Below are 22856 nucleotides of genomic sequence, written 5' to 3' on the forward strand. Positions count from 1 at the left end.
CGGAGGGCACCCCCACCGAGGCGGTCATCGAGTCGGTCGCCGTCACCGAGGCCGGGCCCCCCCCCCCCCCCCCCCCCCCCCCCCCCGGCGCCCCCCCCCCCCCGGGGGGGGGCCGCCCCCCGCCGCGTGTCTCCCCGACTCCCGCCCGGCAGTTTCAGGGAAACAGTGGCCATTCCGGCGGCGGAGGCCGCAGTTTCCCCGAAACTGCGCCGGTCAGGGTGAGGATCAGTAGCGCATCGTGTAGCGGTCCTCGTTCGGCATGAGGACCCACAGCACCAGGTAGACGATCACCTGGGTGCCGGGCAACAGCAGCGACAGCAGGAACAGCAGCCGGATGAACCCGGCCGACCGGCCGTAGCGCTGCGCCAGGCCGGCGCACACACCGGCGATCATGCGCCCCTGACGGGGACGAACAAGCCTGCGACTCATCGTCGTACTCCCACTCTGCGGCGGTCCGCCGCTCTGCAGTCAACGGTAGGAAGGGACGGCCACCTCGCCATCGGTCCCAGGGAGGATCGGCGGGCCGTCGACCCGTAGGTGCATACCCGGGAGTGCCACCCGCAACGCCTCCCTCGGTCGGCGCGGGCGGCGGGCGGGCGGGAGCGGGCGGGGGGTGAGCTGGGCGGGTAGGCTCGCTGGTTGGGCACCCACACCCCGGGCGTCCTACCGAGCCGCCCGGACCGGGACCGGCCATGAACCCGGCGAAACCTCGCACGACGAGGGGCGGCGGCGAGGAAGTGCAGACATGATCAGCGTTTTCGACCTCTTCAGCGTCGGTATCGGGCCGTCCAGCTCGCACACCGTCGGGCCGATGCGGGCGGCACGGACGTTCGTCGCCGGGCTCAAGGCCGACGGGCTGCTGGCCGACACCGCCCGGGTACGGGCGGAACTCTTCGGTTCCCTGGGTGCCACCGGGCACGGCCACGGCAGCGACCGGGCGGTGCTGCTCGGGCTGGCCGGGGAGGCACCGGAGACCGTGGACACCGACTCGGTGGACGCGCGGGTCGCCCGGATCCGGGCCGAGCGCCGGCTCGCCCTGCTGGACGCGCACGAGGTGGACTTCGACCCGGACCGGGACCTGGTGCTGCACCGCCGTCGGTCGCTGCCGTACCACCCCAACGGGATGACGTTCGCCGCGTACGACGGCGCGGGCGCGGAGATCCGTACGCGGACGTACTACTCGGTCGGCGGCGGGTTCGTGGTCGACGAGGCGGCGGCCGGGGCGGACCGGATCAAGCCGGACACGACCCGGGTGCGGTACCCGTTCTCGACGGGTGGGCAGTTGCTCGACGTGACGCGGGAGACAGGGCTGTCGATCGGCGAGGTGATGCTCGCCAACGAGCTGTCCTGGCGTACCGAGGGTGAGGTGCGGGCCGGCCTGCTGGAGATCTGGCGGGTGATGCGGGAGTGCGTGGCGCGGGGCTGTGAGCGGGACGGCGTACTCCCGGGGGGCCTGAAGGTCCGGCGGCGCGCCGCGGAGCTGCGGAAGAGCCTGGACGCGGAGGTCGACGCCAGCGACCCGCTGCGCGCGATGGACTGGGTGACCCTGTTCGCGCTGGCGGTGAACGAGGAGAACGCGGCCGGCGGCCGGGTGGTGACCGCGCCCACCAACGGCGCGGCGGGGATCATCCCGGCGGTGCTGCACTACTACGTGCGGTTCGTCCCGGGCGCCTCCGACGAGGGTGTGGTGCGGTTCCTGCTGGCGGCCGGCGCGATCGGCGTGCTGTTCAAGGAGAACGCGTCGATCTCCGGCGCGGAGGTGGGCTGCCAGGGTGAGGTCGGCTCGGCCTGCTCGATGGCCGCCGCCGGGCTGGCGGAGGCACTGGGCGGTACGCCGGAGCAGGTGGAGAACGCGGCCGAGATCGGCATGGAGCACAACCTGGGCCTGACCTGCGACCCGGTCGGCGGCCTCGTGCAGATCCCCTGCATCGAGCGCAACGCGGTGGCTAGCATCAAGGCGATCACCGCCGCCCGGCTCGCGTTGCGCGGCGACGGGGTGCACCACGTCTCGCTGGACAAGGTCATCAAGACCATGCGCGAGACCGGGGCGGACATGAAGGTCAAGTACAAGGAGACGGCACGCGGCGGTCTGGCCGTCAACGTGATCGAGTGCTGAACCCGGTCGCGGCCGTCTCGGGGCGGGAGGCGGCGTGACCTCTGGCGTCGGGGCGTTGTGGTCGCACCGCGACGCGCTGCGCCTGCTGGTCAGACGCGACCTGGCGGTGAAGTACCAGCAGTCGGTGCTCGGGTACCTGTGGTCGCTGATCGAGCCGCTGGGCACCGGGGCGATCTACTTCTTCGTCTTCGGCGTCCTGTACGCGCGGGACACCAGCCGCCACCTCGGGGACGCCGCCGACTCGTACCCGCTGTTCCTGATCACCGGGGTCTTCGCCTGGATGTGGGCCAGTTCGGCGCTGGGCGAGGCGGCCAACGCGCTCACCGGTCAGGCCCGGCTGATCACCACGATGAACATGCCCCGGCAGCTCTTCCCGATCGGCCGGGTGGTGGGCCGGGTCGCCGAGTACCTGGCCGGGCTGCCGATCCTGGTGGCGGTGGCCGTCGCGTACGCGGTGAACGGCCGGGTCGACCTGGGCTGGTCGGTGCTGGTGCTGCCGCTGGCGATCGCGGTGCAGGGCGCGCTGCTGGTCGGGCTGGCGCTGCTGCTGTCGGCGGTGAACGTGCTGATGCGTGACGTCGAGCGGTTCATGCGGCTGGTGATCCGGGTGCTGTTCTACGCGACGCCGATCATCTACCCGCTGAGCCTGGTCCGGGACTCGGACCTGCCCGGCTGGGTGAAGGTCTCCTACGAGCTGAACCCGCTGGTCGGGATCTTCCAGTTGCACCACGCGGTCTGGTACCCGGACGAGTTCCCGGAGGCGCGGTTGCTCGCCACCACCGTGGCCGGCAGCCTGCTGGTGCTGGCCGCCGGCTGGTGGGCGTTCCGCCGGCTCGAACCGGCCGTACTCAAGGAACTGTGAATGGCCGAGGCGATCATCGAGGCCGACGGGCTCGGCATCCAGTTCGTGCGGAACCGGCGGCGGCAGTTGCGGCTGCGCGAGTTCTTCATCCGACCCGGCGCGGGACGCGGCGTCGACGAGGGCCGGTTCTGGCCGCTGCGCGACCTGACCTTCACCATCGAGGCCGGGGAGACGGTCGGGGTGATCGGCCGCAACGGCACCGGCAAGAGCACCCTGCTGCGGTTGATCGCCGGCGTGCTGATCCCGGACGAGGGCAGGATCCGGGTCTCCGGTGATGTGGCGCCGCTGCTGGAACTGTCCGCCGGTTTTTCCAGCGAGCTGACCGGCCGGGAGAACCTGTACCTGGTCGGCGGCCTGCACGGGCTGTCCTCGGCGTACCTGCGGCGGCACTTCGACGAGATCGTCGCGTTCGCCGGTGAGCAGGTGGAGCGGGCCATCGACTCGTCGGTGCGGCACTACTCGTCGGGGATGAAGGTGCGACTAGGCTTCGCGATCATCTCGCACCTGCCGCACCGGATCCTGCTCATGGACGAGGTGACGGCGGTCGGGGACGCGGAGTTCCGCCGAAAGTGCTATGCGACGATCGATCGTCTGCTCGGGGAGGGGCGCACGCTGGTGCTGGTGTCACACAACGAGAACGACCTGACCCGGTTCTGCCGTCGGGGGTTCTACCTCGACGCGGGCCGGTTGACCGTGGACGGGACGGTCGGCGAGGCGCTGGACGCGTACCACGGAGCGGTGGAGCGGTGACCCTCGCGATCGTGCTCGCCGCCGAGCCGCACGCCACGCCGGCGGACCGCCTCGTCGACCAGTGCCGGCGGGCCGGTGCGAGTGAGGTGCGCCGCGCCGCCGACCTGGACGAGCTGGCGACGTTCGCGGAGGCGGCCACCGGCCCGGTGCTCGTCGCCGGCGCCGACCTGGTCGCGCACACCGCCGTGCTGCGGCACCTGGCCACCAGCCCGGTCGGGCCGACGGTGGCGCTGGTGCTCACCGACCCGCCTTCGCGCGGCCGCACGGCGGTCCGCGAGGAGCGCGGCCAGGTGGTGGCCGCCGGTCCGGCCGACGAACTGGACGGCGAGGTCACCGGCACGTTCGGGGGCGCGTTGCGGGTCGGCGCCGCCGATGTGCCGGCCCTCGTCGAGTCGGCGCGGACGGTGGCCGCCGGGGTGGTCGCGGTGGGACCGGCCGGGCCGACCGGGGCGAGGCCGGTCGGGTCCGCCGTGGACCGGCTCTTCGCCGACCTCGCCGCGCGCGGCACGCTGACGTTCGCCCATCGGGTACGTCTGCTCGTGGCGCACCGGGTCACCGACCCGACCGAGCTGGCCGGGGCGGAGGCGGCGGTCGCCGCCGTCGACGAGGACCGGGCGGAGCTGCGGCTGTCGGTGAAGGAGCGGGACGACTTCTTCACGACGTACTTCGTGAGCACCTGGTCCCCGCACGTGACGAAGCTGTCGGCGCGGCTGGGACTGACCCCGACCGTCGTCACGATGATCTCGATCGCGTTCGCGGTGGCGGCGGCGGTGCTGTTCGCCGTCGGCGACCGGCCGGCGCTGGTCCTCGGCGGGGTGCTGCTCTACCTGGGCTTCGTGCTGGACTGCGTGGATGGCCAGTTGGCCCGCTACACCCGCAACTTCAGTGCCTGGGGCGGCTGGCTGGACACGATGGCCGACCGGGCCAAGGAGTACGTGGTCTACGCGGGCCTCGGCTACGGGGCGACGGCCGCCGGGTACCGCTACGGGTGGGCGTTGGCGATCGCCGCGATGACCCTCCAGACGGTGCGGCACATGACCGACACCTGGTACGGGGCGCTGCACGACGAGGCGGCGCGCCGCCCGAAGGCCGTCGGCGGGGGCGGCGGGATCGGCGACAAGCTCAACGCCGCCTCGACGCGGGTGCAGGCGGACACCGGTTCGCTGTCGTACTGGTTGAAGCGGACGGTGGTGTTCCCGATCGGGGAGCGGTGGGCACTGATCGCGATCACGGTGGCGCTGTTCAGCCCGCTGGTCGCCCTGGTGGCGGTGCTGGTGTGGGCGGCGCTGGCGTTCGCGTACACCGGGGCTCTGCGCACGCTGCGCGCCCGCTGGATGCGGGTCGGGGTGCTGGGCACGGTGGACACCTCGCTGCACCGCGACGACGGCCCGCTGGCCCGCCGGCTGCCGGCGGTGCCGTGGCGCAGGCCGCTGGAGTCGGCCGTGAACGCCGCGGCGGGGATGGCGGTGCTGCTGGTGATCACACTGGTCGTCGGCGAGGCCGTTCCGCGCTGGGTGCCGCTGGCCGCCCTGGTGTGGCTGCTGCCCGCGGCCGGTATGGCGCGGGCGCCGCACGGGGGCGCGCTGGACTGGCTGGTGCCGGCGGCGCTGCGGGCCGCCGAGTACCTGTTCGCGATCGCCGTCGGCGTGGTCGGCGACGTGCCGGCCTGGGTGATCTTCGGGTACGTCTTCGTGCTGACCCTGCACCATTACGACCTGACCGCCCGGCTGGAGAAGCGGAAGGTGGCCCCGCCGCTGCACGACGCCACGCTGGGCTGGGAGGGACGTTCGGCGGTACTGGCCCTGGCGGCGATCGTCGGATTTGCGGGTATCGGGATGGTTACACTCGGTACGTACCTTCTCGTGGTTTTCATGGCAAGCGTCGCCCTCGCCTGGGTGGTCCTGCCCGCCCGCGCCGCGCGGGCGACGGCCGGTCCGGTCGGCGCCGGAGGTGGCTCGCCGGGCTGAGGTGAGGGACGGCCGGTGTGACCCTGATCAGCTTCGTCGTGCCGGCCTACCGGGTGCAGGGCTACCTGCGCGAATGCCTGGACTCGATCCTGGGGCAGCCGGAGAGCGACATCGAGGTGATCGGTGTCGACGACTGCTCGCCCGACGACAGCGGCGAGATCCTCGCCGAGTACGCCGACCGCGACCCCCGCGTGCACGCGGTCCGGTTGCCGGAGAACGCCGGGCTCGGTCCGGCCCGCAACGTCGGGCTGGACCGGGCCGTCGGCGAGTACGTGTGGTTCGTCGACGGGGACGACTGGCTGGAGCCGGAGTGCCTCACCGCCGTCTCCGACCGCCTGCGCGCCACCCGGCCGGACGTCCTCGTCGTCGACCACATCCGCGCCTGGTGGAACACGAGCACGACCCGCAGCGGGATGCGCGACGTCTACCCGGAACCGCCCGGCCCGGAGACCTTCCGGCTACGCGAGCGGCCGGAGGCGGTCCACCTGCTGCACACCGCCTGGAACCGGCTGCTGCGCCGGCAGTTCCTGGTCGACAACGGCCTGCGCTTCGCCCCCGGCTGGTACGAGGACGTGTCGTTCACCTACCCGGCGCTGATGCTCGCCGAGCGGATCGGCGTCCTGGACGTGGTGTGCGTCAACTACCGGCAGCGCCGGACCGGGGCGATCACCCGCACCCGGGGCGAACGCCACTTCGAGGTCTTCGAGCAGTGGCACCGGGTGTTCCGTCTCATGGACCGGTGGGGACCGGCCGTCGACGAGCTGCGGCCCGTCGTCTTCGAGCGGATGATCTGGCACTACCTGACCGTGCTGGGCAACGGGGAGCGCATCGCCCCGGAACTGCGACCCCGGTTCTTCGCCCGGATCACCACCGACTACCGGCGCTGGCGCCCACCGCAGGGCTATCCGGTCCCGCCCGGCGTGGACGGCGTCAAGCACCGGCTGGTCGCCGCCGGCCGGTGGCGGACGTTCAGCGCGCTGCGGAACGCGTACCTCGCCCGGGACGCCGCCGGGCAGCGGGCCCGGCGCGTGAAGCGGCGGGTGACCCCCGTGGCGCGGCGCACCGCCCGGCGGACCCGCGACGTGCTGCTGCACGAGTACTACCGGACCGAGCTGCGGCGACCCGTCGACCCGACGCTGGCCGTCTACGCGGCCTACTGGTACCGCGGCTACGCCTGCAACCCGGCGGCGATCTACGAGGCGGCCCGCCGGCTGGCCCCACGGGTGCGGGGCGTGTGGATCGTGCGGCGGGACCGGGTGGACACCCTCCCCGAGGGCGTCGAGTACGTGGTGGCGGGGACGCCGGCCGCGTACCGGACGCTGGCGCGGGCCCGCTGGTTGGTCAACAACGTCAACTTCCCGGACGCCGTCCGCAAGCGGCCCGGCACCGTGCACGTGCAGACCCACCACGGCACCCCGGTCAAGGTGATGGGACTGGACCAGCAGCGCTACCCGGTGGGCGCGGTGGGCATGGACTTCGCCGGGCTGCTGCGCCGGGTGGACCGGTGGGACTACAGCATCACGTCGAACAGCTTCTCCACCCAGATGTGGGACCGGGCGTACCCGGCCGCGTACACCACCCTGGAGGTCGGCTACCCGCGCAACGACCGGCTGGTCACCGCCTCCCGTGCGGAGGTGTTGCGGATCCGCGCCGACCTGGGCGTCCGCGACGGCGAGCAGGTCGTCCTGTACGCGCCGACGCACCGCGAGCACCTGCCGGGCTACCGGCCGCCGTTCGACCCGGACTGTGTCCTCGACGTGCTCGGTCCGGCGGGCCGGCTGCTCATGCGCAGCCACTACTTCCACGACCGGGACCGGCGGACACTCCGTGCGGTCGACCGGGACCGGGTCCACGACGTCAGCGCGCACCCGCGCGTCGAGGACCTCTACCTCGCCGCCGACCTGTTGGTCACCGACTACTCGTCGGCGATGTTCGACTACGCGGTCCTGGACCGGCCGATCGTGATCTACGCGCCGGACTGGGAGGCGTACCGCCTGGCGCGCGGCGTCTACTTCGATGTCACCGCCGAGCCGCCCGGTGCGGTCGCCCGGACCTTCGCCGGGCTGCTCGACCTGTTCCGATCGGGTGCGGTACGCGGGGAAGCGGCGGAGGAGGCCCGGCGGCGGTTCCGGGACCGGTTCTGCGCACTGGACGACGGGCACGCCGCCGAGCGGGTGGTCCGGCGGGTCTTTATCGAAGGCGTTTAATAGGACTGTTACGAGTCGAACATGGCACGTTCACCCGATGTGCGAATTGAATGATTCTCGTCACAGTCATTGCCGGGGTCTGTCCGGCGAGTCTGGGGGAGGAGACGGTGACCACCGTCGCGCTCAAGGATGTCACCAAGGTGTTCAAGGACGGCACGCTCGCCGTCGACACCGTGAACCTGGACGTCGAGGACGGCGAGTTCATGGTGCTGCTCGGCCCGTCCGGGTGCGGGAAGTCGACCGTGCTCCGGATGGTCGCCGGCCTGGAGGACCCGACCTCCGGCGCGGTGCTGCTGAACGGTGAACTCGCCAACGACCTGCCGCCCCGCGAGCGCGGCGTCGCGATGGTCTTCCAGGACTTCGCCCTGTACCCGCACATGTCTGTGAACGACAACATCGAGTTCCCGCTCCGGCTGGCCGGCCTGGAGCCGGAGCGGCGCGGCGAGCGGGTCACCGACGTGGCCAGCGCGTTGGGCATCGGCGACGTGCTCGCCCGCCGACCCAGCCAGCTCTCCGGCGGGCAGCGCCAGCGGGTGGCGATGGGCCGCGCGATCGTCCGCCGTCCCGGGCTCTTCCTGATGGACGAGCCGCTGTCCAACCTCGACAGCGGGCTCCGCGCCGAGCTGCGCGCGGAGATCTCCGGCCTGACCCGGGAACTCGGCGTCACCACCGTCTACGTGACCCACGACCAGGCCGAGGCGCTCACCATGGCCGACCGGGTCGCCATCATGCGCAAGGGCGTCCTCCAGGACGTGGGCACCCCCACCCAGGTGTACGGCCGGCCGGCCACCCTCTACGTGGCCGCGTTCCTCGGCAGCCCCCGGATGAACCTGCTGGAGGCGTCGGTCTACGTCCACCTCGACCGGTACGTCACCCTCACCCTCGGCGACCAGGCGCTCTACCTGCCGTGGAACGACATCCGCACCCGGGCCGTGGCGCACTACCACGGGGAGCGGATCGTCGTGGGCATGCGCGCGGAGGCGCTCACCCCGGTCGCCCCGGACAGCCCCGGCGACGTCCTCCAGGGCCGCATCCGGTACCTGGAGCACCACGGGCACGAGTCTCTGGCCTTCCTCGACATCGGCGCGACCGCCGTCGTCGTCGACGAGATGAGCAACGGCCCGGTCGAGACACCGGCCGCCGGCCAGCGCGGGCTGCGCCGCTTCGGCCAGGTCGTGCAGCGGTTCGCCGGGCGCTCCGCCGAGCAGGAGGACGAGGCCGACGCGCGCTCCGGCACGCGGACCAGCGTGCTGCACGACCCGGGCCGTCACCATCGTCGCCCGGCGGAACTCGCCGTACGGCTGGCGCCGTACCCCGCGGTCACCGCCGGTCACCCCATGGCCGTCCAGGTACGCATGGACGCCCTGCACTTCTTCGACGAACGCGGCGACCGCATCGACGTCGGCTGGCGCTGAGGTGTAAGGAGGGGCACCTTGTTAACGCCTCGTGTAGAGGAAGGGCCCCTTCTTAACGGTTGCTGACCGTGTGCCGGTCGCGGCGCGTGTCGGCTCGGGATAATGAGCGGCGACCGTGGCGGCGCACCGGAGGCGGGACCGATGGACTGGGTGTCGACGGCGGTGGGCCTCGGCATCGTCGTCATCGTCCTCCGGGACGTGTTCCACACGCTCCTGCACCCCGCCGGCCGGGGCACCCTCGCCCGGCTGGTGATGCGGCTGGTGTGGCGGTCCGCCGGCCGGGGTGGCCGCAAGGGGCGCATCTCCGGCCTGGCCGGGCCGCTCGGCATGGCGGCGGTGGCCCTGCTCTGGAGCCTGGCGACCATCGTCGGCTGGGCCCTGATCTACCTCGCGGACATGCCGGAGGGCTTCGCGTTCTCCGTGGAGTCGCACCAGCGCAACAGCCTGCTCGACGCGGTCTACCTGTCGCTGGTGACGGTCACGACGCTCGGCTTCGGCGACATCGCGCCGACCTCCGTCTGGATGCGCCTCGCCACGCCGATCGAGGCGTTGGTCGGCTTCTCGCTGCTCACCGCCGTGGTCGCGTGGGTCGTGGAGGTCTACCCGGCGCTGACCCGGCGTCGCGTCCTGGCGCTCCGCCTGTCGGTGCTGCGCCGGGCCCGCAACCACCCCGAGGACAAGCCGCCCGAGCACCTCCCGCCGGACCTGCTGGCCGACCTGGCGGCGGCGGTGGCGGAGGTCAGGGTGGACCTGACCCAGTTCCCCACCAGTTACTACTTCCGGGAGCAGACCGAGGAGACCGCCCTGCCGGCCATGCTCCGCTACGCGCTGGACCTGGTGGACCTGGCCGCCGAGTCGGCCGACCCGCACGTCCGAACGGCCGGCCGGATGCTCGGCTGCGCGCTGGACGACCTCGCCACGGTGCTCGACGACGACTTCCTGCGGGTCGGCGGCGACACCCGGGCGGTGCTGCGGGCGTACGCGCGGGACCAGCGGCACCATGCCGAGACCGCGTGGAGCGGCTCCTAACCCGGTGCGTGGGGGCGGCGGAACGGCCCCCAGGCGACGAACCGGGTGAACAGGTCGCGCGGGCTCGGGCCGTCGTCGGGGTTCAGCCGGTACAGGTCGCGCGCCGCCTCGTAGAGCAGACCGCACAGGTAGATCGACAGGCCGACCGGGTTGTCGTCGTACTCGACCTTGAGCAGCAGGCGGGCGTGCGCGCACGGCCAGGGCTGGCCGCAGGCCCGGCAGCACCACATCGGGCGGAGCGGGGTGTGCGGCGTGGCGTGCGACGGGTGCGGCCGGGGCCGGTCCGGCGGGGGACCGTCGGGCGGCTGCGGAAGCTGGTGGCGGATCACGAGTGACAGTCTGGTGAGGGCGCGACTACTGTCGGAAGGCGTTCGTCTCCTACCCGCTCGGTCGTGCAATCGGCTGTCGCTCGCGTGCAGAGGTGTGCAGATGTCGGGAATGCCGATGCTGGAGTTGTTCGCCGGTGAGCTGCGTCGGTTGCGGACCGACGCCGGGATGTCCCAGGAGGCGCTCGGCGAACGACTCAACTACTCCGCCTCGCTGGTGGCGGCGGTGGAGCAGTCCCGTCGCCCGCCCCGGGAGGAGTTCACCCAGCGATGCGACGAGGTCCTGGCCGCGGGCGGTCTGCTGGTGCGGATCCGGGAGGCGATCCTCCGGGAGAGCCTGATGCCGTGGTTCCGGGAGTGGGTGACGATCGAGCAGGAGGCGGTGACGCTGCGGAGCTTCGAGCCGCTGGTCGTGCCCGGCCTGCTCCAGACTGAGGCGTACGCGCGGGCGCTCTACGAGGGCGCGGCGCAGCTCGTGGGCGAGGAGATCGAGCAGCCGCTCGCGGCCCGGCTCGCTCGGCAGGGGGTGTTGAACAGGCCGTCGCCGCCGCAGTTCGTGGTGGTGCTCGACCACACCGTGCTGGAACGGCCGGTCGGCGGGCTGCAGGTAATGCGCGACCAGCTCCGTCACCTCGTCGAGGTGGGTCGCCGGCCCAGGGTGCACCTGCACCTGGTGCCGCGTGACGTGGGGGCCTACCCGGGGCTGAACGGCGCGTTCGTCGTGGCCACGCCCCCCGAAGGGGACGACATCGCCTACCTCGATAACCAGTTGCGGGGCACCATTGTGGAGCGGACCGTGGACGTGAACTCCCTGCGGCAGACCTGGGAGTCCGTGCGGGCGGAGGCGCTGCCCCACGGGGCCACGCTCACGATGATCTCGGAGGCGGCAGAGGCATGGACCTGACCGGCGCGATCTGGCGCAAGAGCACCCGGAGCAGCGGCAACCAGGGCAACTGCGTAGAGGTGGCCGACAACCTGCACGGTGTGGTCTGCGTGCGGGACAGCAAGGATCGGCAGGGGCCGGCGTTGGTGTTCGGGCCGGCGGCGTGGCAGGCGTTCGTGGAGCACGCCAAGCGCCACTGAGTCGCTGATCGGACGCTGGCCGGCGACGTCGGGCCGCCTAGCGCCCTTGCCCGGAAAGTTACTCGCGGGTAGCGTTCGGGCATGACCATCGACTCGCGCCAGGTGGCGGCCGGCATGCTCGACGCGGTGCCCTTCGCCCGTACGCTCGGCTTCGAATTCGTCGAGGTGGCCGCCGAGGCCGACGGCGGCGTGCGGGCCGTCGTCCGGCTGCCCGACTCGCCGGCCACCCACAACCACGTGGGCGGGCCGCACGCCGGGGCCATGTTCACCCTCGGCGAGACCGCGTCCGGCGCGGTCGTGCTCGCCGCGTTCGGGCACCTGCTCGACCGGGCGACGCCGCTCGCGGTGCGCGCCGACATCGCGTACCGGAAGCTCGCCATGGGCCCGGTGCGCGCGACGGCCCGGCTGGGCCGCGCGGCGGCCGAGGTGATCGCGGAGCTGGACGCCGGTCAGCGGCCGGAATTCCCGGTACGGGTCGAGATCGCCACCGAGGAGGGCAAGCCGACCTCGGAGATGACCGTGGTCTGGACGCTGCGCCCGAACTGAGCGGTGACCGGCCACCCAGCCTCCGATCCCGCGTCGACACCTTCGGCGGAACCCGGTTTGCCGGCGCGGAGGTCTGGATAGATTCGTACCGTGCTGGGCCTGCCTGCTCATGTGACCGCCTGTCTCTTCGACCTGGACGGTGTGCTGACGCAGACCGCCCGGGTCCACAACGCCGCCTGGACCGCCACCTTCGACGACTTCCTCCGGCGGCACGCCGCTGCCACCGGCGTACCCTTCCGCCCGTTCGACCCCGGAGACGACTACAACCGGTACGTCGACGGGCGACCGCGCGCCGACGGCGTACGCACTTTCCTCGCCTCACGCGGGATCGTCCTTCCCGAGGGGCAGCCGGACGACCCGTCGGACGCGGAGACCGTCAGCGGCGTCGGCAACCGCAAGAACGTGCTCCTGCTGGAGCACCTGCGCGCCCACGGGGTGGACGTCTTCCCCGGCTCCGTCGCGTACCTGAAGGCGGCCACCGCCGCCGGCCTGCGCCGCGCCGTGGTCACCGCCAGCGCCAACGGCCGCGAGGTGGTCGCCGCCGCCGGGCTGGAACCGCTGCTGGAGGCGCGGGTCGACGGGCTCGTCGCCCGCGCGCAGGGCCTGCGCGGCAAGCCCCACCCCGACACGTTCCTGGCCGGCGCGAAGCTGCTCGGCGTCGACCCCGCCAACGCCGTCGTCTTCGAGGACGCCCTCGCCGGCGTCGCCGCCGGGCGGGCCGGCGGATTCGGGTACGTGGTGGGCGTCGACCGGGTCGGCCAGGCCGCCGAACTGCGGGAACACGGCGCGGACGTGGTGGTCAACGACCTCGCGGACCTGCTGCACACCGGGGACACCCCGTGATCCGGGAGCGGGCCTATCCGGTCGAACCGTGGCACGTCCGGGAGACCCGGCTCGACATGGACGTGCTGGCCCAGTCCGAGTCGGTCTTCGCGCTCTCCAACGGCCACATCGGCCTGCGCGGCAACCTCGACGAGGGTGAGCCGCACGGCCTGCCCGGCACCTACCTCAACTCCTTCTACGAACTGCGCCCCCTGCCGTACGCGGAGGCCGGCTTCGGCTTTCCCGAGTCCGGCCAGACCGTCGTCAACGTCACCAACGGCAAGCTGATCCGGCTGCTCGTCGACGACGAGCCGCTCGACGTCCGGTACGGCGAACTGCTCGGCCACGAACGCATCCTCGACATGCGCGCCGGCACCCTGCACCGGGAACTGCACTGGCGCTCCCCGGCCGGTCCGGAGGTGAAGGTCCGTAGTACCCGCATGGTGTCGTTCCGCCAGCGGGCGGTCGCGGCCATCAACTACGAGGTCGAGGCGGTCGACGTCCCGCTGCGCCTCATCGTCCAGTCCGAACTGGTGGCCAACGAGACACTGCCCCCACAGAGCCGGGACCCCCGGGTGGCAGCCGTGCTGGAGTCGCCGCTGCTGGCGGAGGAGGAGCTGACCACCGACGACGGCGGGCTGCTCATCCACCGCACGAAGGTCTCCGGGCTACGGGTCGCCGCCGCGATGGACCACGAGGTCAGCACCACCGCGCGGATCACCCTCGAGTCCGAGGGGTACGAGGACTGGGTCCGCACCACCATCGCCTGCGTCCTCAAGCCCGGCGAGAAGCTGCGGGTGGTCAAGTACCTCACGTACGGCTGGTCCAGCCGCCGGTCGCTCCCGGCGCTACGCGACCAGGTCGGCGCGGCGTTGGCCGGGGCGAAGCTGGACGGCTGGGCGGGGCTGCTGCGGGAGCAGCGCGAATACCTGGACGAGTTCTGGGACTCCGCCGACGTGGTCGTGGAGGGCGACCCGGAGGTCCAGCAGGCGGTCCGGTTCGGTCTCTTCCACGTGCTCCAGGCCGGCGCGCGAACCGAACGCCGGGCCATCTCCTCGAAGGGCCTCACCGGACCGGGGTACGACGGTCACGCGTTCTGGGACACCGAGATGTTCGTGCTGCCGGTGCTCACGTACACCCATCCCGACGCCGTGCGGGACGCGCTGCACTGGCGGCACCGCACCCTCGACACCGCGCGGGAGCGGGCCCGGACGCTCAACCTCGAGGGCGCGGCCTTCCCGTGGCGGACCATCGAGGGCGGGGAGTCCTCCGGCTACTGGCCGGCCGGCACCGCCGCCTTCCACATCGCCGCCGACGTCGCCGACGCGCTGCGGCGGTACGTGCTGGTCACCCAGGACATCGCGCTGGAACGGGAGATCGGCCTGGAACTCCTGGTCGAGACCGCCCGGCTCTGGCGGTCGCTCGGCCATCACGACCGCCACGGCCAGTTCCACATCGACGGGGTCACCGGTCCCGACGAGTACACCGCCGTGAAGAACGACAACATCTACACCAACCTCATGGCACAGCGGAACCTCGTCACCGCCGCCAACGCCGTCATGCGGTACCGGGACGAGGCCTACCACCTCGGGGTCACCGACGAGGAGGCCGCCGCGTGGCGGGACGCCGCCGCGTCCATGCACATCCCGTACGACGAGGAGATCGACGTCCACGAGCAGGTGGAGGGTTTCACGCGCCTCCAGGAGTGGGACTTCGAGCACACGCCGCCGGAGAAGTACCCGCTGCTGCTGCACTACCCGTACTTCGACCTGTACCGCAAGCAGGTGATCAAGCAGGCCGACCTGGTGCTGGCGATGCACTGGCGGGGCGACGCCTTCACCCCCGACCAGAAACTGCGCAACTTCCTCTACTACGAGCGGCGTACCGTCCGGGACTCGTCGCTGTCGGCGTGCACCCAGGCCGTCCTCGCCGCCGAGGTCGGCCACCCCGAGCTGGCGCACAGCTACCTGCGCGAGGCCGCGCTGATGGACCTGCACGACCTCAACGAGAACACCCGCGACGGCGTGCACATGGCCTCGCTCGCCGGGGCGTGGATCGCCCTGGTCTCCGGATTCGGCGGGCTGCGCGACCACGACGGCACCCTCTCGTTCTCGCCCCGGCTCTCCAGCCGCCTGGCCGGCCTGGAGTTCTCCCTCCAGTGGCGCGGAATGCGGCTGCGGGTCGGCGTACGGCCGCACGAGACCACGTACGTCCTCCGGCACGCCGAGCCGGAGGACGTGCTGGAGCTGCGCCACCACGGCGAGCTGGTCCGGATCACCGGCACCGAACCGGTGACCGTGCCGATCCCACCGGCCCAGGTGTCCGGCCCGCGCCCGGAGCAGGCCCCCGGCCGCGCCCCCCTCCTCCGCCTCCCCGAACGGGAGCAGTAGGTGCAAGGAGGGTGCAAGGAAGGGCCCCCCGTTAACGCCTGGCGTTGTACAGGGGGCCCTTCTTAACGTCCTTCGCCGCTCGGGCGACGCCTACTCAGAGTGCGCGGCCCTGGGAGGGCCGGCCCCCGGCGTCGCGCGGAGCCATCGCCCGCGGATCGTCGGCGGTACGCGCCTGGGCGGCTTCGTCCGCCCAGTCCCGGTTGCGTTCGGCGTCCTGTTCCTGGCGGTCCCGCTCGGCGGTCTGCTGCCGGGACCCTCGCTGCTGCTGCGCCATGGCGATCCTCGCGATCCGTCGGGGCGCTGGTCGCGCCGGTACGGTCTGCGGTCCACCGTCGCCTACCCGACGCCCCCGGCGACAAACACCCACCTGCCGCAGGAGCGGTGTTAACAAGGGTCCCTTCCTCTACCCCAGACGTTAAGAAGGTGCCCTTCCTTACCGGCATGCGGAGGGGTTCGGGGGGAAGTCGGAGGGGGAGTGGAGGTGGGAACGTGGACGTACGCAGTCGTGAGGTGACGATCCCGGCCGGCGAGGTGGACCTTGTCGCCGACCTGCTGGTGCCGGAGGAGACGACCGGTGTCGTGCTGTTCGCGCACGGCAGCGGCAGCTCCCGGCACAGCCCGCGCAACGTGGCGGTGGCGCACGTACTCAACCGCAGCGCCCTGGGTACCGTCCTGGTCGACCTGCTGACCCCCGCGGAGAACCAGGTGGACGAGCGGACCGCCGAGTTGCGCTTCGACATCGGGCTGCTCGCGCGACGGTTGGCGGGGATCGTCGACTGGCTCGCCACCGAGCAACCCTTCGGCCCGGCCCCGGCCGGCGCGGCGGGAGGTTTGCCGATCGGTCTCTTCGGCGCGAGCACCGGAGCCGCCGCCGCGCTGGTCGCCGCCGCCGAACGACCCGAACCGGTCCGGGCGGTGGTGTCCCGTGGCGGGCGGCCCGACCTGGCGGGCCCGGCCCTCGGTCAGGTACGCGCCCCGACGCTCCTGCTCGTCGGTGGCCTCGACGAGCAGGTCATCGCGCTCAACGAGCAGGCCCAGGACGCCCTGCCCGACACCGCCGAGCTGACCATCATCCCGGGCGCCACCCACCTCTTCGAGGAGCCCGGCGCCCTGGAACAGGTGTCGCACGAGGCAGCCACCTGGTTCACCACCCACCTCCACTGACGCTGGCCCCACCACCCCAGCGGGCGCCCGCACCCTGCGGCGCGTGTCTCAGCGTGCTTCGGCTGCTTCGGGGGGTGCGGGTGGGGCGGCGGGGGGCGGGGGAGCGCCTTCGCGTCGGCGCTGGATGGTGTCGATGACGCGCCAGGCGACCGCCGTGATCGGGACCGCGACGAAGGCGCCCGCGATGCCGGCGATGAGCGTGCCGGCGGTGACCGCGATCAGGATGACGGCCGGGTGCAGGCGTACCTGCCGCTTCATGATGAGTGGCTCCAGCAGGTTGCCCTCGATCTGCTGCACGGCGATGACGGCGGCCAGCACGAGCAGCGCGGTCACCGGCCCCTTCGCGGCGAGCGCCACCAGCACGGCCACCGCACCGGCGACCGTCGCACCGATGATCGGGATGAAGCCGCCGAAGAACGTGATCAGCGCCAGCGGGAAGGCCAGCGGCACCCGCAGCACCACCAACGCGATCCCGATGCCGATCGCGTCGATCGCCGCGATCATCATGGTGCCCCGGCTGTACGCGCCGAGGGTGCGCCACCCGTTGCGGCCCGCCTCGGCGGTGACCCCCCGGCGCGGGCCGGTCATCCGGTCCAGCATCCAGTGCCACATCGCGCGGCCGTCCTTGAGCAGGAAGAACAGCAGCACCAGCGCGAGCAGTGCGGAGCCGACCACCTCGGCTGCGGTCCGTGCTCCGGCCACCGGGTCGAGCCCGCCGCCCTGGCCGAGGCCCGAGCGCGCCTGGTCGATGATCCGGTCGAGCTGCTGGTCGGTGACCGGCAGCGTGGAGGTCACGAAGTCGCGGGTCCGCTCGACACCCGCGACCAGTTCCTCGCTCAGCTCGCCGAACTGGGACGCGGTCAGGTTCCACACCAGCGCGCCCACGCCGATCAGGACGCCGAGCAGCAGCAGGACCGTGAGCAGGGCGGCCAGCGAGCCCGGCAGCCGCAGCCGGCGCAACGCCAGCTGCACCGGGTCGAGCAGCGCGGCCAGGAAGAGGGTCACCGCGACCGCGATGGCCAGCGGCGCGAGCAGCACCGCGGCCCTGCCGAGCAGGTACAGCGCGACCACGAACACGATCAGGCACGCGCTCCACACCACCGCGGAACGGACCAGCCAGGGCAGCCCCGCCCAGGTCTGTCGGGGAGCGGCGCCCCCGACCACCTTCACGTCGGGCGTCCGCCCGGCACCATCGTCGACCACGTCGGCCCTCCTCGATCTCCGGCGAGTCGGTACCCGGTCGGCGTGCCTCCGAACCCCACGCGAGGCGCGCGTGTGCGGCGAGGGCGGATCAGGACAGCCCGGGCCACGCGACGACGTAGCCGCCTCCGTCGCCGGACTGCACCGCACGGGCGCGGTGGAACGGCCCCTTGTCGACCTTGGCGACGGCGGCGGCCACCCCGGACGCGGCGGCCACCCCGCGGACCGCGCCGGCGCCGCCGTCGGTGAAGACCACCCAGGAGGTACGCCGCTTCAGGTCCGCCGACAGCACCAGCACCCACGCGTCACCACCGGCGTACGGGGCGAGGCGGCGGCCACCGAGCGTGATCCGGGACCGGTCGGCGATCTGGTACGCGGACACCCCGCCGGCGTAGACGCGGCCCGACTCGTCGGCGGTGACCGCGTACGGCTTGATGGTGTTGCCCTTGTCGCCCTTGCTGTCGATGCGGCTGAGCACGACCTGCCCGGCGAGCTGCCGTCCGGTGGCCGGGTCGAGGCGGGCCAGGTAGGTGTAGTGCGCGTTCGAGGTGTTGGACGCCTGGGTGAACGTGTCGATGACGACGTTGGGCGCCGGCCGGGACGGGTCGGCGGCCGAGCTGGCGAAGATGGTGTTGCCGCCCGCGGTCTCGCCGGCCAGGTAGAGCTTCCCGTCGCGGCCCATCGCCACCCGGTCGGCCCGGCTGTCCGCGCAGAGGTCGCCGAGCCGGTCGGCCGGATGGTCGTACGCGCGCCAGCGCAGCGCACCCCGCCGGTCGTAGGCGTGCACGTACGCGATCTGCACGGGCACGCACCGGCCGGCGTTGACCTGCCGGAACCCGCTGACGAACACGAGGCCGCTGCGGTCGTCGACGGCGACGTCGCTGACGGTGCGCGGCTCGGGGCGGATGGTGGTGAGGGTCGCGCCCTTGAGGTCGTACACGGTGACGGTCGTGCCGGAGAGGGCCGCGACCGTGCCGGCGGCGCCGACCGCGACGCGCGTCGCGCCCTTGCCGCGCTGCCAGCGGGCGGTGGACGCCTTCGGGTCGAGCAGCCACACCCCACGGTCGGTGGCGACCGCGATCTCGCCGCCGTCGCGCCGGACCTCCAGGTCCTCGACGGTGCCGGCCAGCCGGGTGGTGGAAAGTAGCCGTCGCCCGGTGCCGTCGAGCCGTAGCACCGCGCCCGCACCGCCCCGGCCGAGGGTGGTCGTGGTGCCGCCGCTCAGGCCGTTGAACCGCCCCCCGACGACGATCTCGCAGGCGGGTGAGACGTCCACCGCGTTGGCGGCGTCGTCCCCGTCGCGGCCGAGGTACGAAGCGGCGGTTGGGTCGAGTGAACTGGCGGACCTCGGTGCTGGCCGGGCGTCGGGGCAGGCGACGGGGGCGGCGCCGAAGCCGCTGGCGCCCTTCGGCGCGGCGGTCGGTGCGGCGCGCGAACCGGCCGGGGGCGACGGGGTGGCACCCGAGCCGGACCAGTGGGCCGGCTCGGCACTCGGATCCGCCTGGCAACCCGCCACCAGCAGCGCCAGCGCGGTCACGACCGACATCAACCGTCGGCGATGCGGGGTCTCGTGCACGGCAGGGATCGTACGCCGCCGCTCCGGTGTCCGGTCCTGCGCCGCTGGGGGCATTGTGCGGTGATCTGTCCGGTCGGCGAGCGTTTGCGGTCCCCAGCCGAGGGAACGCAGTACATCGAACCCCGATGCGAGGAGGAACGTCGTGAGCGACTTCATGAACAAGGCCGACGAGTTCGCGGACAAGCACGACAAGCAGGTCGACAAGGGCATGGACAAGGCCGGCGAGATGGCCGACAAGCGCACCGGCGGCAAGTACGACGAACAGACCGACAAGGGCGTCGACATGGCGCAGGCGCGTACCGGCGAGGGCGACACGTCCCCCCGCTGACAAAAGATCGGACGCTCCCGGGCCACCGCGACGGCGGTGACCCGGGAGCGTCCGTCTCCACCGGTCAGGCGTCCTTCTTGTGCAGCTCCTCCATCGAGGTGGGGCGGCCGCTGAGGGCGTCGCGGACCCGATCCACCAGGCCGGTCCCGGGGGCGAGCATCTTGTTCGCCGGCGGGCGGTCCGGGGCGGCCGGGTGCGGGCGGGTCGGCGCGGACTTCTTCGCGGCCTGGACCTTGCCGGCCAGCTCGACCATCTCCTCGCGCGCCACCGCGGCCCGCAGGCGGGGGAACAGGTCCGACTCCTCGTCCTGAATGTGGTGGCGGATGGTGCTGGTCAGGTGGGCCAGCAGCTCGTCGAAGCGGGCGTCGGACGGGTCGACCGACTCCAGCTCCTTCATCGTGCGCTCCGCGTCGGCGTGCTCGGAGATCTCGTGCTCGGCGACCTGGTCGCCGTCCGGCAGCGCCTTGCGGGCGGTCGGGTAGACGTACATCTCCTCGGCGACCGAGTGGCGGACCAGCTCGGCGATCACCACGTCGGCCAGGTGGCGGCGGTGCTCCGGAGTGCCCTGCCGGCTCTCCAGCTCGACGAAGAGAACCTCGACCTCGCGGTGGTCGGCGGTGAGGACGTCGACGACGTCCTGCTGGGTGGTCTGTGTGTTGGTCATGGTGGCCCCTTACCGGTTGCGGAACGGTCGGCTGAGGGCCTCGTACCCGTCCCTCGCCGACCGAACCCACCTCCCTCGTTTCGGCCGTTGTCGCTGTGCATGTTGTGCCGTACGCTCACCTCGGCCCGCCCTCACGGTCTCCAGTGAGGAGCAGTCATGCCCTTGAACCGCCTGCTGACCCTCGGGGTCGGCGCGTGTACGGCGGTCGCGCTGAGCGTCCCCCTTGCCGCGGCTCCCGCCTCGGCCACCCCGTACCACCACCGCTCGGGTGGCAGCCTCGTGCTGGTCGGCGGCGCACTCGCCGACGACAACGCCGCCATCTACGGCGACATCGTCCGGCTCGCCGGTGGCACCGGAAAGGCCCGCATCGGCATCTTCACCGCGGCGGCCCCGACGCCGTCGGAGGACCCGGACGCCGGCACCCCGGACTGCAACAACAGCGTCTGCAACGGCGAGTACTACGCCAACCTGTTCAAGACGTTCGGCGTGGCCGACGCGCAGTGGATCCCGATCGACACCGACCACCCGGAGAAGGCCGACGACCCGGCCGTGGTCGCCCAGATCAACTCGATGACCGGCTTCTTCTTCGGCGGCGGCGACCAGTACCGGTACGTCACGACGATGACCCGCGGCGAGGCGCAGCGCGACTCCGCCGCACTGGCCGCGGTCCGGCGCAAGCTGCGCGAGGGCGCGGTCGTCTCCGGCACCAGCGCGGGCGCGCAGATCATGGCCGGCCGCGACATGATCACCGGCGGTTCGGTCGACCCCGGCCTGCGGGACGGGTCGAAGCCCGGCTACTTCGACGACTCCACCGTCCTCGGCTACCTGCCCAAGGGCGGGTTCGGGTTCTTCCGCGACGGCCTGCTGGACACCCACTTCTCCCGGCGCGGACGGGAGGCCCGGTCGATCCGGCTCGCCTCGGACACGGGCAACAAGCGGGTCTTCGGCCTGGACGAGAACACCGCGCTGGAGGTCACCGGAGTCGGCTCGCGGCACCAGAAGCTGCGGGTGATCGGCCAGCGCGGCGTGACCGTGCTCGACCTGCGCTGGGCGCGGACCACCGACACCCCGGTCTGGGGCATCGAGGGTGTGCGCTGGACCCGGTTGACCGAGGGCGACCGGTACCGGTCGGACCGCTGGCAGTCGGTCTTCGCCCCCGGCAAGGAGCGCGTCACCGGCGCCCCGGGCTGCGACGTGACGCCGACCGAGGACGTGTTCTGGAACTACGGCCTGGTCACCAACGCCGAGGCGCTAATCGCCAACGCCGGCTGCGCGTCGATCTCGGACGTCTCGTACGAGGACGACCCGCAGTGGGAGGCGACGCTGACCCGGGGTCGGGGCTTCGCCGCGTACCGGGCCGGTGAGTCGACCTCGTTCACCGGCGTCGTGATCGGCATCAACGCGAAGTGAAGTAAGGAAGGGCCCCTTCTTAACGCCAGGCGTTAAGAAGGGGCCCTTCCTTACACCTCGGCGGCGAGGATCGCGTCCAACGTGTGGCGGGCGGTCGCGGACATGACCGGGTTGGTGTCCACGTAGTACACGAGGCAGCCGATTGCCTGGGCCAGCGCCCAGCCGCGCCCGCGCGCCCACGTCGCGTCGTCGACGTCGAGCGCCGCCCGGTAGCGGTCCCGGCCCTCGGGCGGCAGCAGGTTCCACGCGGGCATCAGGTCGACCGCCGGGTCCCCGACGCCGACCGCGCCCAGGTCGATCACCGCGGCGAGCCGGCCGTCTCGGACCAGCAGGTTGCCCGGCATCAGGTCGGCGTGCAGCCACACGTCCGGCCCGTCGTGCGCGGGCGCGTCCCGGCACTCCGCCCAGATCCGGGCCAGCGCGACCGTGTCGGTCAGGTGCGCGCTCGCGGGCAGCCACTCGGCCACGTACCCGTCCATCCCGACCAGCGGACCGCCGCGCCCCCGGCCGTTCCAGCGGAGGCCGGCGGCGTCCGTCGCGTGCAGCGCCCGCACGAAGCCGGCCAGGTCGTCGGCGAACTCCACCACGTCGCGTACGCGGGCGTCGCCCGCCGTCTCGCCGGGAATCCAGCGGTACGCCGTCCACGGCCCGGGGTAGCCGGGACCGGGCTCGCCCAGGGCCAGTGGCTCGGGCACCGGCAGCGGCAGGAGCGGGGCGAGCCGGCGGGCGTTCTCCTGCTCGCGGACCAGGTCGGCGTGCCGCTCGGGGTCACCGGGCTGGAGCGGGAAGCGCAGCACCACGTCGTCGCCGAGGCGGAACAGCGCGTTCACCGTGCCGTGCGAGACGACCGGTCGGACGGGGCGGTCCCGCCAGCGCGGGAACTGGTCGGCGACGAGGGCGGCGACGACGTCGGCGGGGATGTCGACCTGATCGGCGTGCATGCGCATCGGCCGATCCTGGCAACTCGGCCACCGGCTTGGCCAGCGGGTTTCCGGCTGCGG

General features: G+C 72.6%; 22 protein-coding genes. 15 read left to right on the plus strand and 7 right to left on the minus strand.

What is annotated here, in order from left to right; all coding sequences use genetic code 11:
- Nucleotides 1-225 precede the first annotated feature (225 nt).
- The gene (locus ACIBR0_RS22175) at nucleotides 226-429 is read right to left on the minus strand and encodes a PspC domain-containing protein (protein ID WP_396718527.1); all 204 of its coding nucleotides are present in this window, start codon (nucleotides 427-429) and stop codon (nucleotides 226-228) included.
- A gap of 316 nt (nucleotides 430-745) precedes the next feature.
- Between ACIBR0_RS22175 and ACIBR0_RS22180 the strand changes: the two genes are divergently transcribed.
- The 7 genes from ACIBR0_RS22180 to ACIBR0_RS22210 all read left to right on the plus strand — a co-directional run bounded on the left by ACIBR0_RS22180 (nucleotide 746) and on the right by ACIBR0_RS22210 (nucleotide 10346).
- Entirely contained in the window at nucleotides 746-2116 is a 1371-nt protein-coding gene (locus ACIBR0_RS22180) for an L-serine ammonia-lyase (RefSeq protein WP_396718530.1), read from the plus strand.
- Nucleotides 2117-2150: 34 nt separating this feature from the next.
- On the plus strand, nucleotides 2151-2978 hold the full coding sequence (locus ACIBR0_RS22185) for an ABC transporter permease (protein ID WP_357034018.1): 828 nt from the start codon (nucleotides 2151-2153) through the stop codon (nucleotides 2976-2978).
- Entirely contained in the window at nucleotides 2979-3728 is a 750-nt protein-coding gene (locus ACIBR0_RS22190; RefSeq protein WP_396718533.1) for an ABC transporter ATP-binding protein, read from the plus strand.
- Nucleotides 3725-5695 (plus strand): DUF5941 domain-containing protein, encoded by a 1971-nt coding sequence (locus ACIBR0_RS22195; RefSeq protein ID WP_396718535.1) that lies wholly within the window; start codon nucleotides 3725-3727, stop codon nucleotides 5693-5695. The genes ACIBR0_RS22190 and ACIBR0_RS22195 overlap by 4 nt, the downstream gene beginning before the upstream one ends.
- A 17-nt stretch (nucleotides 5696-5712) precedes the next feature.
- A complete protein-coding gene (locus tag ACIBR0_RS22200; protein ID WP_396718537.1) occupies nucleotides 5713-7902 on the plus strand; it encodes a CDP-glycerol glycerophosphotransferase family protein in 2190 nt (729 codons plus the stop codon).
- 107 nt (nucleotides 7903-8009) lie between these two features.
- On the plus strand, nucleotides 8010-9317 hold the full coding sequence (locus ACIBR0_RS22205) for an ABC transporter ATP-binding protein (RefSeq protein ID WP_396718539.1): 1308 nt from the start codon (nucleotides 8010-8012) through the stop codon (nucleotides 9315-9317).
- Nucleotides 9318-9419: 102 nt separating this feature from the next.
- Nucleotides 9420-10346, plus strand: coding sequence for a potassium channel family protein (locus ACIBR0_RS22210; protein WP_396718541.1), 927 nt, complete (start codon nucleotides 9420-9422; stop codon nucleotides 10344-10346).
- Here ACIBR0_RS22210 and ACIBR0_RS22215 read toward each other — a convergent pair.
- Nucleotides 10343-10675 (minus strand): hypothetical protein, encoded by a 333-nt coding sequence (locus ACIBR0_RS22215; RefSeq protein ID WP_396718544.1) that lies wholly within the window; start codon nucleotides 10673-10675, stop codon nucleotides 10343-10345. The two genes, ACIBR0_RS22210 and ACIBR0_RS22215, sit on opposite strands and share 4 nt — an antisense overlap.
- A 100-nt stretch (nucleotides 10676-10775) precedes the next feature.
- Between ACIBR0_RS22215 and ACIBR0_RS22220 the strand changes: the two genes are divergently transcribed.
- The 5 genes from ACIBR0_RS22220 to ACIBR0_RS22240 all read left to right on the plus strand — a co-directional run bounded on the left by ACIBR0_RS22220 (nucleotide 10776) and on the right by ACIBR0_RS22240 (nucleotide 15513).
- Entirely contained in the window at nucleotides 10776-11576 is an 801-nt protein-coding gene (locus ACIBR0_RS22220; protein WP_396718546.1) for a Scr1 family TA system antitoxin-like transcriptional regulator, read from the plus strand.
- On the plus strand, nucleotides 11567-11755 hold the full coding sequence (locus ACIBR0_RS22225) for a DUF397 domain-containing protein (protein ID WP_396718548.1): 189 nt from the start codon (nucleotides 11567-11569) through the stop codon (nucleotides 11753-11755). Before ACIBR0_RS22220 ends, ACIBR0_RS22225 begins: the two co-directional genes overlap by 10 nt.
- 81 nt (nucleotides 11756-11836) lie before the next feature.
- Entirely contained in the window at nucleotides 11837-12301 is a 465-nt protein-coding gene (locus ACIBR0_RS22230; protein ID WP_396718551.1) for a DUF4442 domain-containing protein, read from the plus strand.
- A gap of 90 nt (nucleotides 12302-12391) precedes the next feature.
- Nucleotides 12392-13144, plus strand: a complete 753-nt coding sequence (locus ACIBR0_RS22235) for a beta-phosphoglucomutase family hydrolase (protein WP_396718553.1) — start codon at nucleotides 12392-12394, stop codon at nucleotides 13142-13144.
- Nucleotides 13141-15513, plus strand: coding sequence for a glycoside hydrolase family 65 protein (locus tag ACIBR0_RS22240; RefSeq protein ID WP_396718555.1), 2373 nt, complete (start codon nucleotides 13141-13143; stop codon nucleotides 15511-15513). The genes ACIBR0_RS22235 and ACIBR0_RS22240 overlap by 4 nt, the downstream gene beginning before the upstream one ends.
- A gap of 94 nt (nucleotides 15514-15607) precedes the next feature.
- Here the strand turns inward: ACIBR0_RS22240 and ACIBR0_RS22245 are convergent, their stop codons facing one another.
- The gene (locus ACIBR0_RS22245; protein ID WP_357029369.1) at nucleotides 15608-15787 is read right to left on the minus strand and encodes a hypothetical protein; all 180 of its coding nucleotides are present in this window, start codon (nucleotides 15785-15787) and stop codon (nucleotides 15608-15610) included.
- Between the two features lie 215 nt (nucleotides 15788-16002).
- Between ACIBR0_RS22245 and ACIBR0_RS22250 the strand changes: the two genes are divergently transcribed.
- Nucleotides 16003-16677, plus strand: a complete 675-nt coding sequence (locus ACIBR0_RS22250; RefSeq protein ID WP_396718557.1) for a dienelactone hydrolase family protein — start codon at nucleotides 16003-16005, stop codon at nucleotides 16675-16677.
- 48 nt (nucleotides 16678-16725) lie between these two features.
- Here ACIBR0_RS22250 and ACIBR0_RS22255 read toward each other — a convergent pair whose 3' ends face one another.
- Together ACIBR0_RS22255 and ACIBR0_RS22260 are read right to left on the minus strand one after the other, a co-directional pair.
- Nucleotides 16726-17880, minus strand: coding sequence for an AI-2E family transporter (locus ACIBR0_RS22255; protein WP_396718559.1), 1155 nt, complete (start codon nucleotides 17878-17880; stop codon nucleotides 16726-16728).
- Between the two features lie 88 nt (nucleotides 17881-17968).
- On the minus strand, nucleotides 17969-19453 hold the full coding sequence (locus ACIBR0_RS22260; protein WP_396718561.1) for a hypothetical protein: 1485 nt from the start codon (nucleotides 19451-19453) through the stop codon (nucleotides 17969-17971).
- Nucleotides 19454-19595: 142 nt separating this feature from the next.
- On the opposite strand from ACIBR0_RS22260, the gene ACIBR0_RS22265 reads away from it, so the two are divergent.
- A complete protein-coding gene (locus tag ACIBR0_RS22265) occupies nucleotides 19596-19781 on the plus strand; it encodes an antitoxin (RefSeq protein ID WP_396718563.1) in 186 nt (61 codons plus the stop codon).
- 64 nt (nucleotides 19782-19845) lie between these two features.
- Here the strand turns inward: ACIBR0_RS22265 and ACIBR0_RS22270 are convergent, their stop codons facing one another.
- Nucleotides 19846-20445, minus strand: coding sequence for a hemerythrin domain-containing protein (locus ACIBR0_RS22270; protein WP_396718565.1), 600 nt, complete (start codon nucleotides 20443-20445; stop codon nucleotides 19846-19848).
- 156 nt (nucleotides 20446-20601) lie between these two features.
- On the opposite strand from ACIBR0_RS22270, the gene ACIBR0_RS22275 reads away from it, so the two are divergent.
- Nucleotides 20602-21855, plus strand: coding sequence for a cyanophycinase (locus ACIBR0_RS22275; protein WP_396718567.1), 1254 nt, complete (start codon nucleotides 20602-20604; stop codon nucleotides 21853-21855).
- A gap of 50 nt (nucleotides 21856-21905) precedes the next feature.
- Here the strand turns inward: ACIBR0_RS22275 and ACIBR0_RS22280 are convergent, their stop codons facing one another.
- Complete coding sequence (locus ACIBR0_RS22280; RefSeq protein WP_396718569.1) at nucleotides 21906-22802, minus strand: aminoglycoside phosphotransferase family protein; 897 nt, start codon at nucleotides 22800-22802, stop codon at nucleotides 21906-21908.
- Between the last annotated feature and the right edge of the window lie 54 nt (nucleotides 22803-22856).

Source organism: Micromonospora sp. NPDC049497 (assembly GCF_044465805.1).
Classification (GTDB): Bacteria; Actinomycetota; Actinomycetes; order Mycobacteriales; family Micromonosporaceae; genus Micromonospora.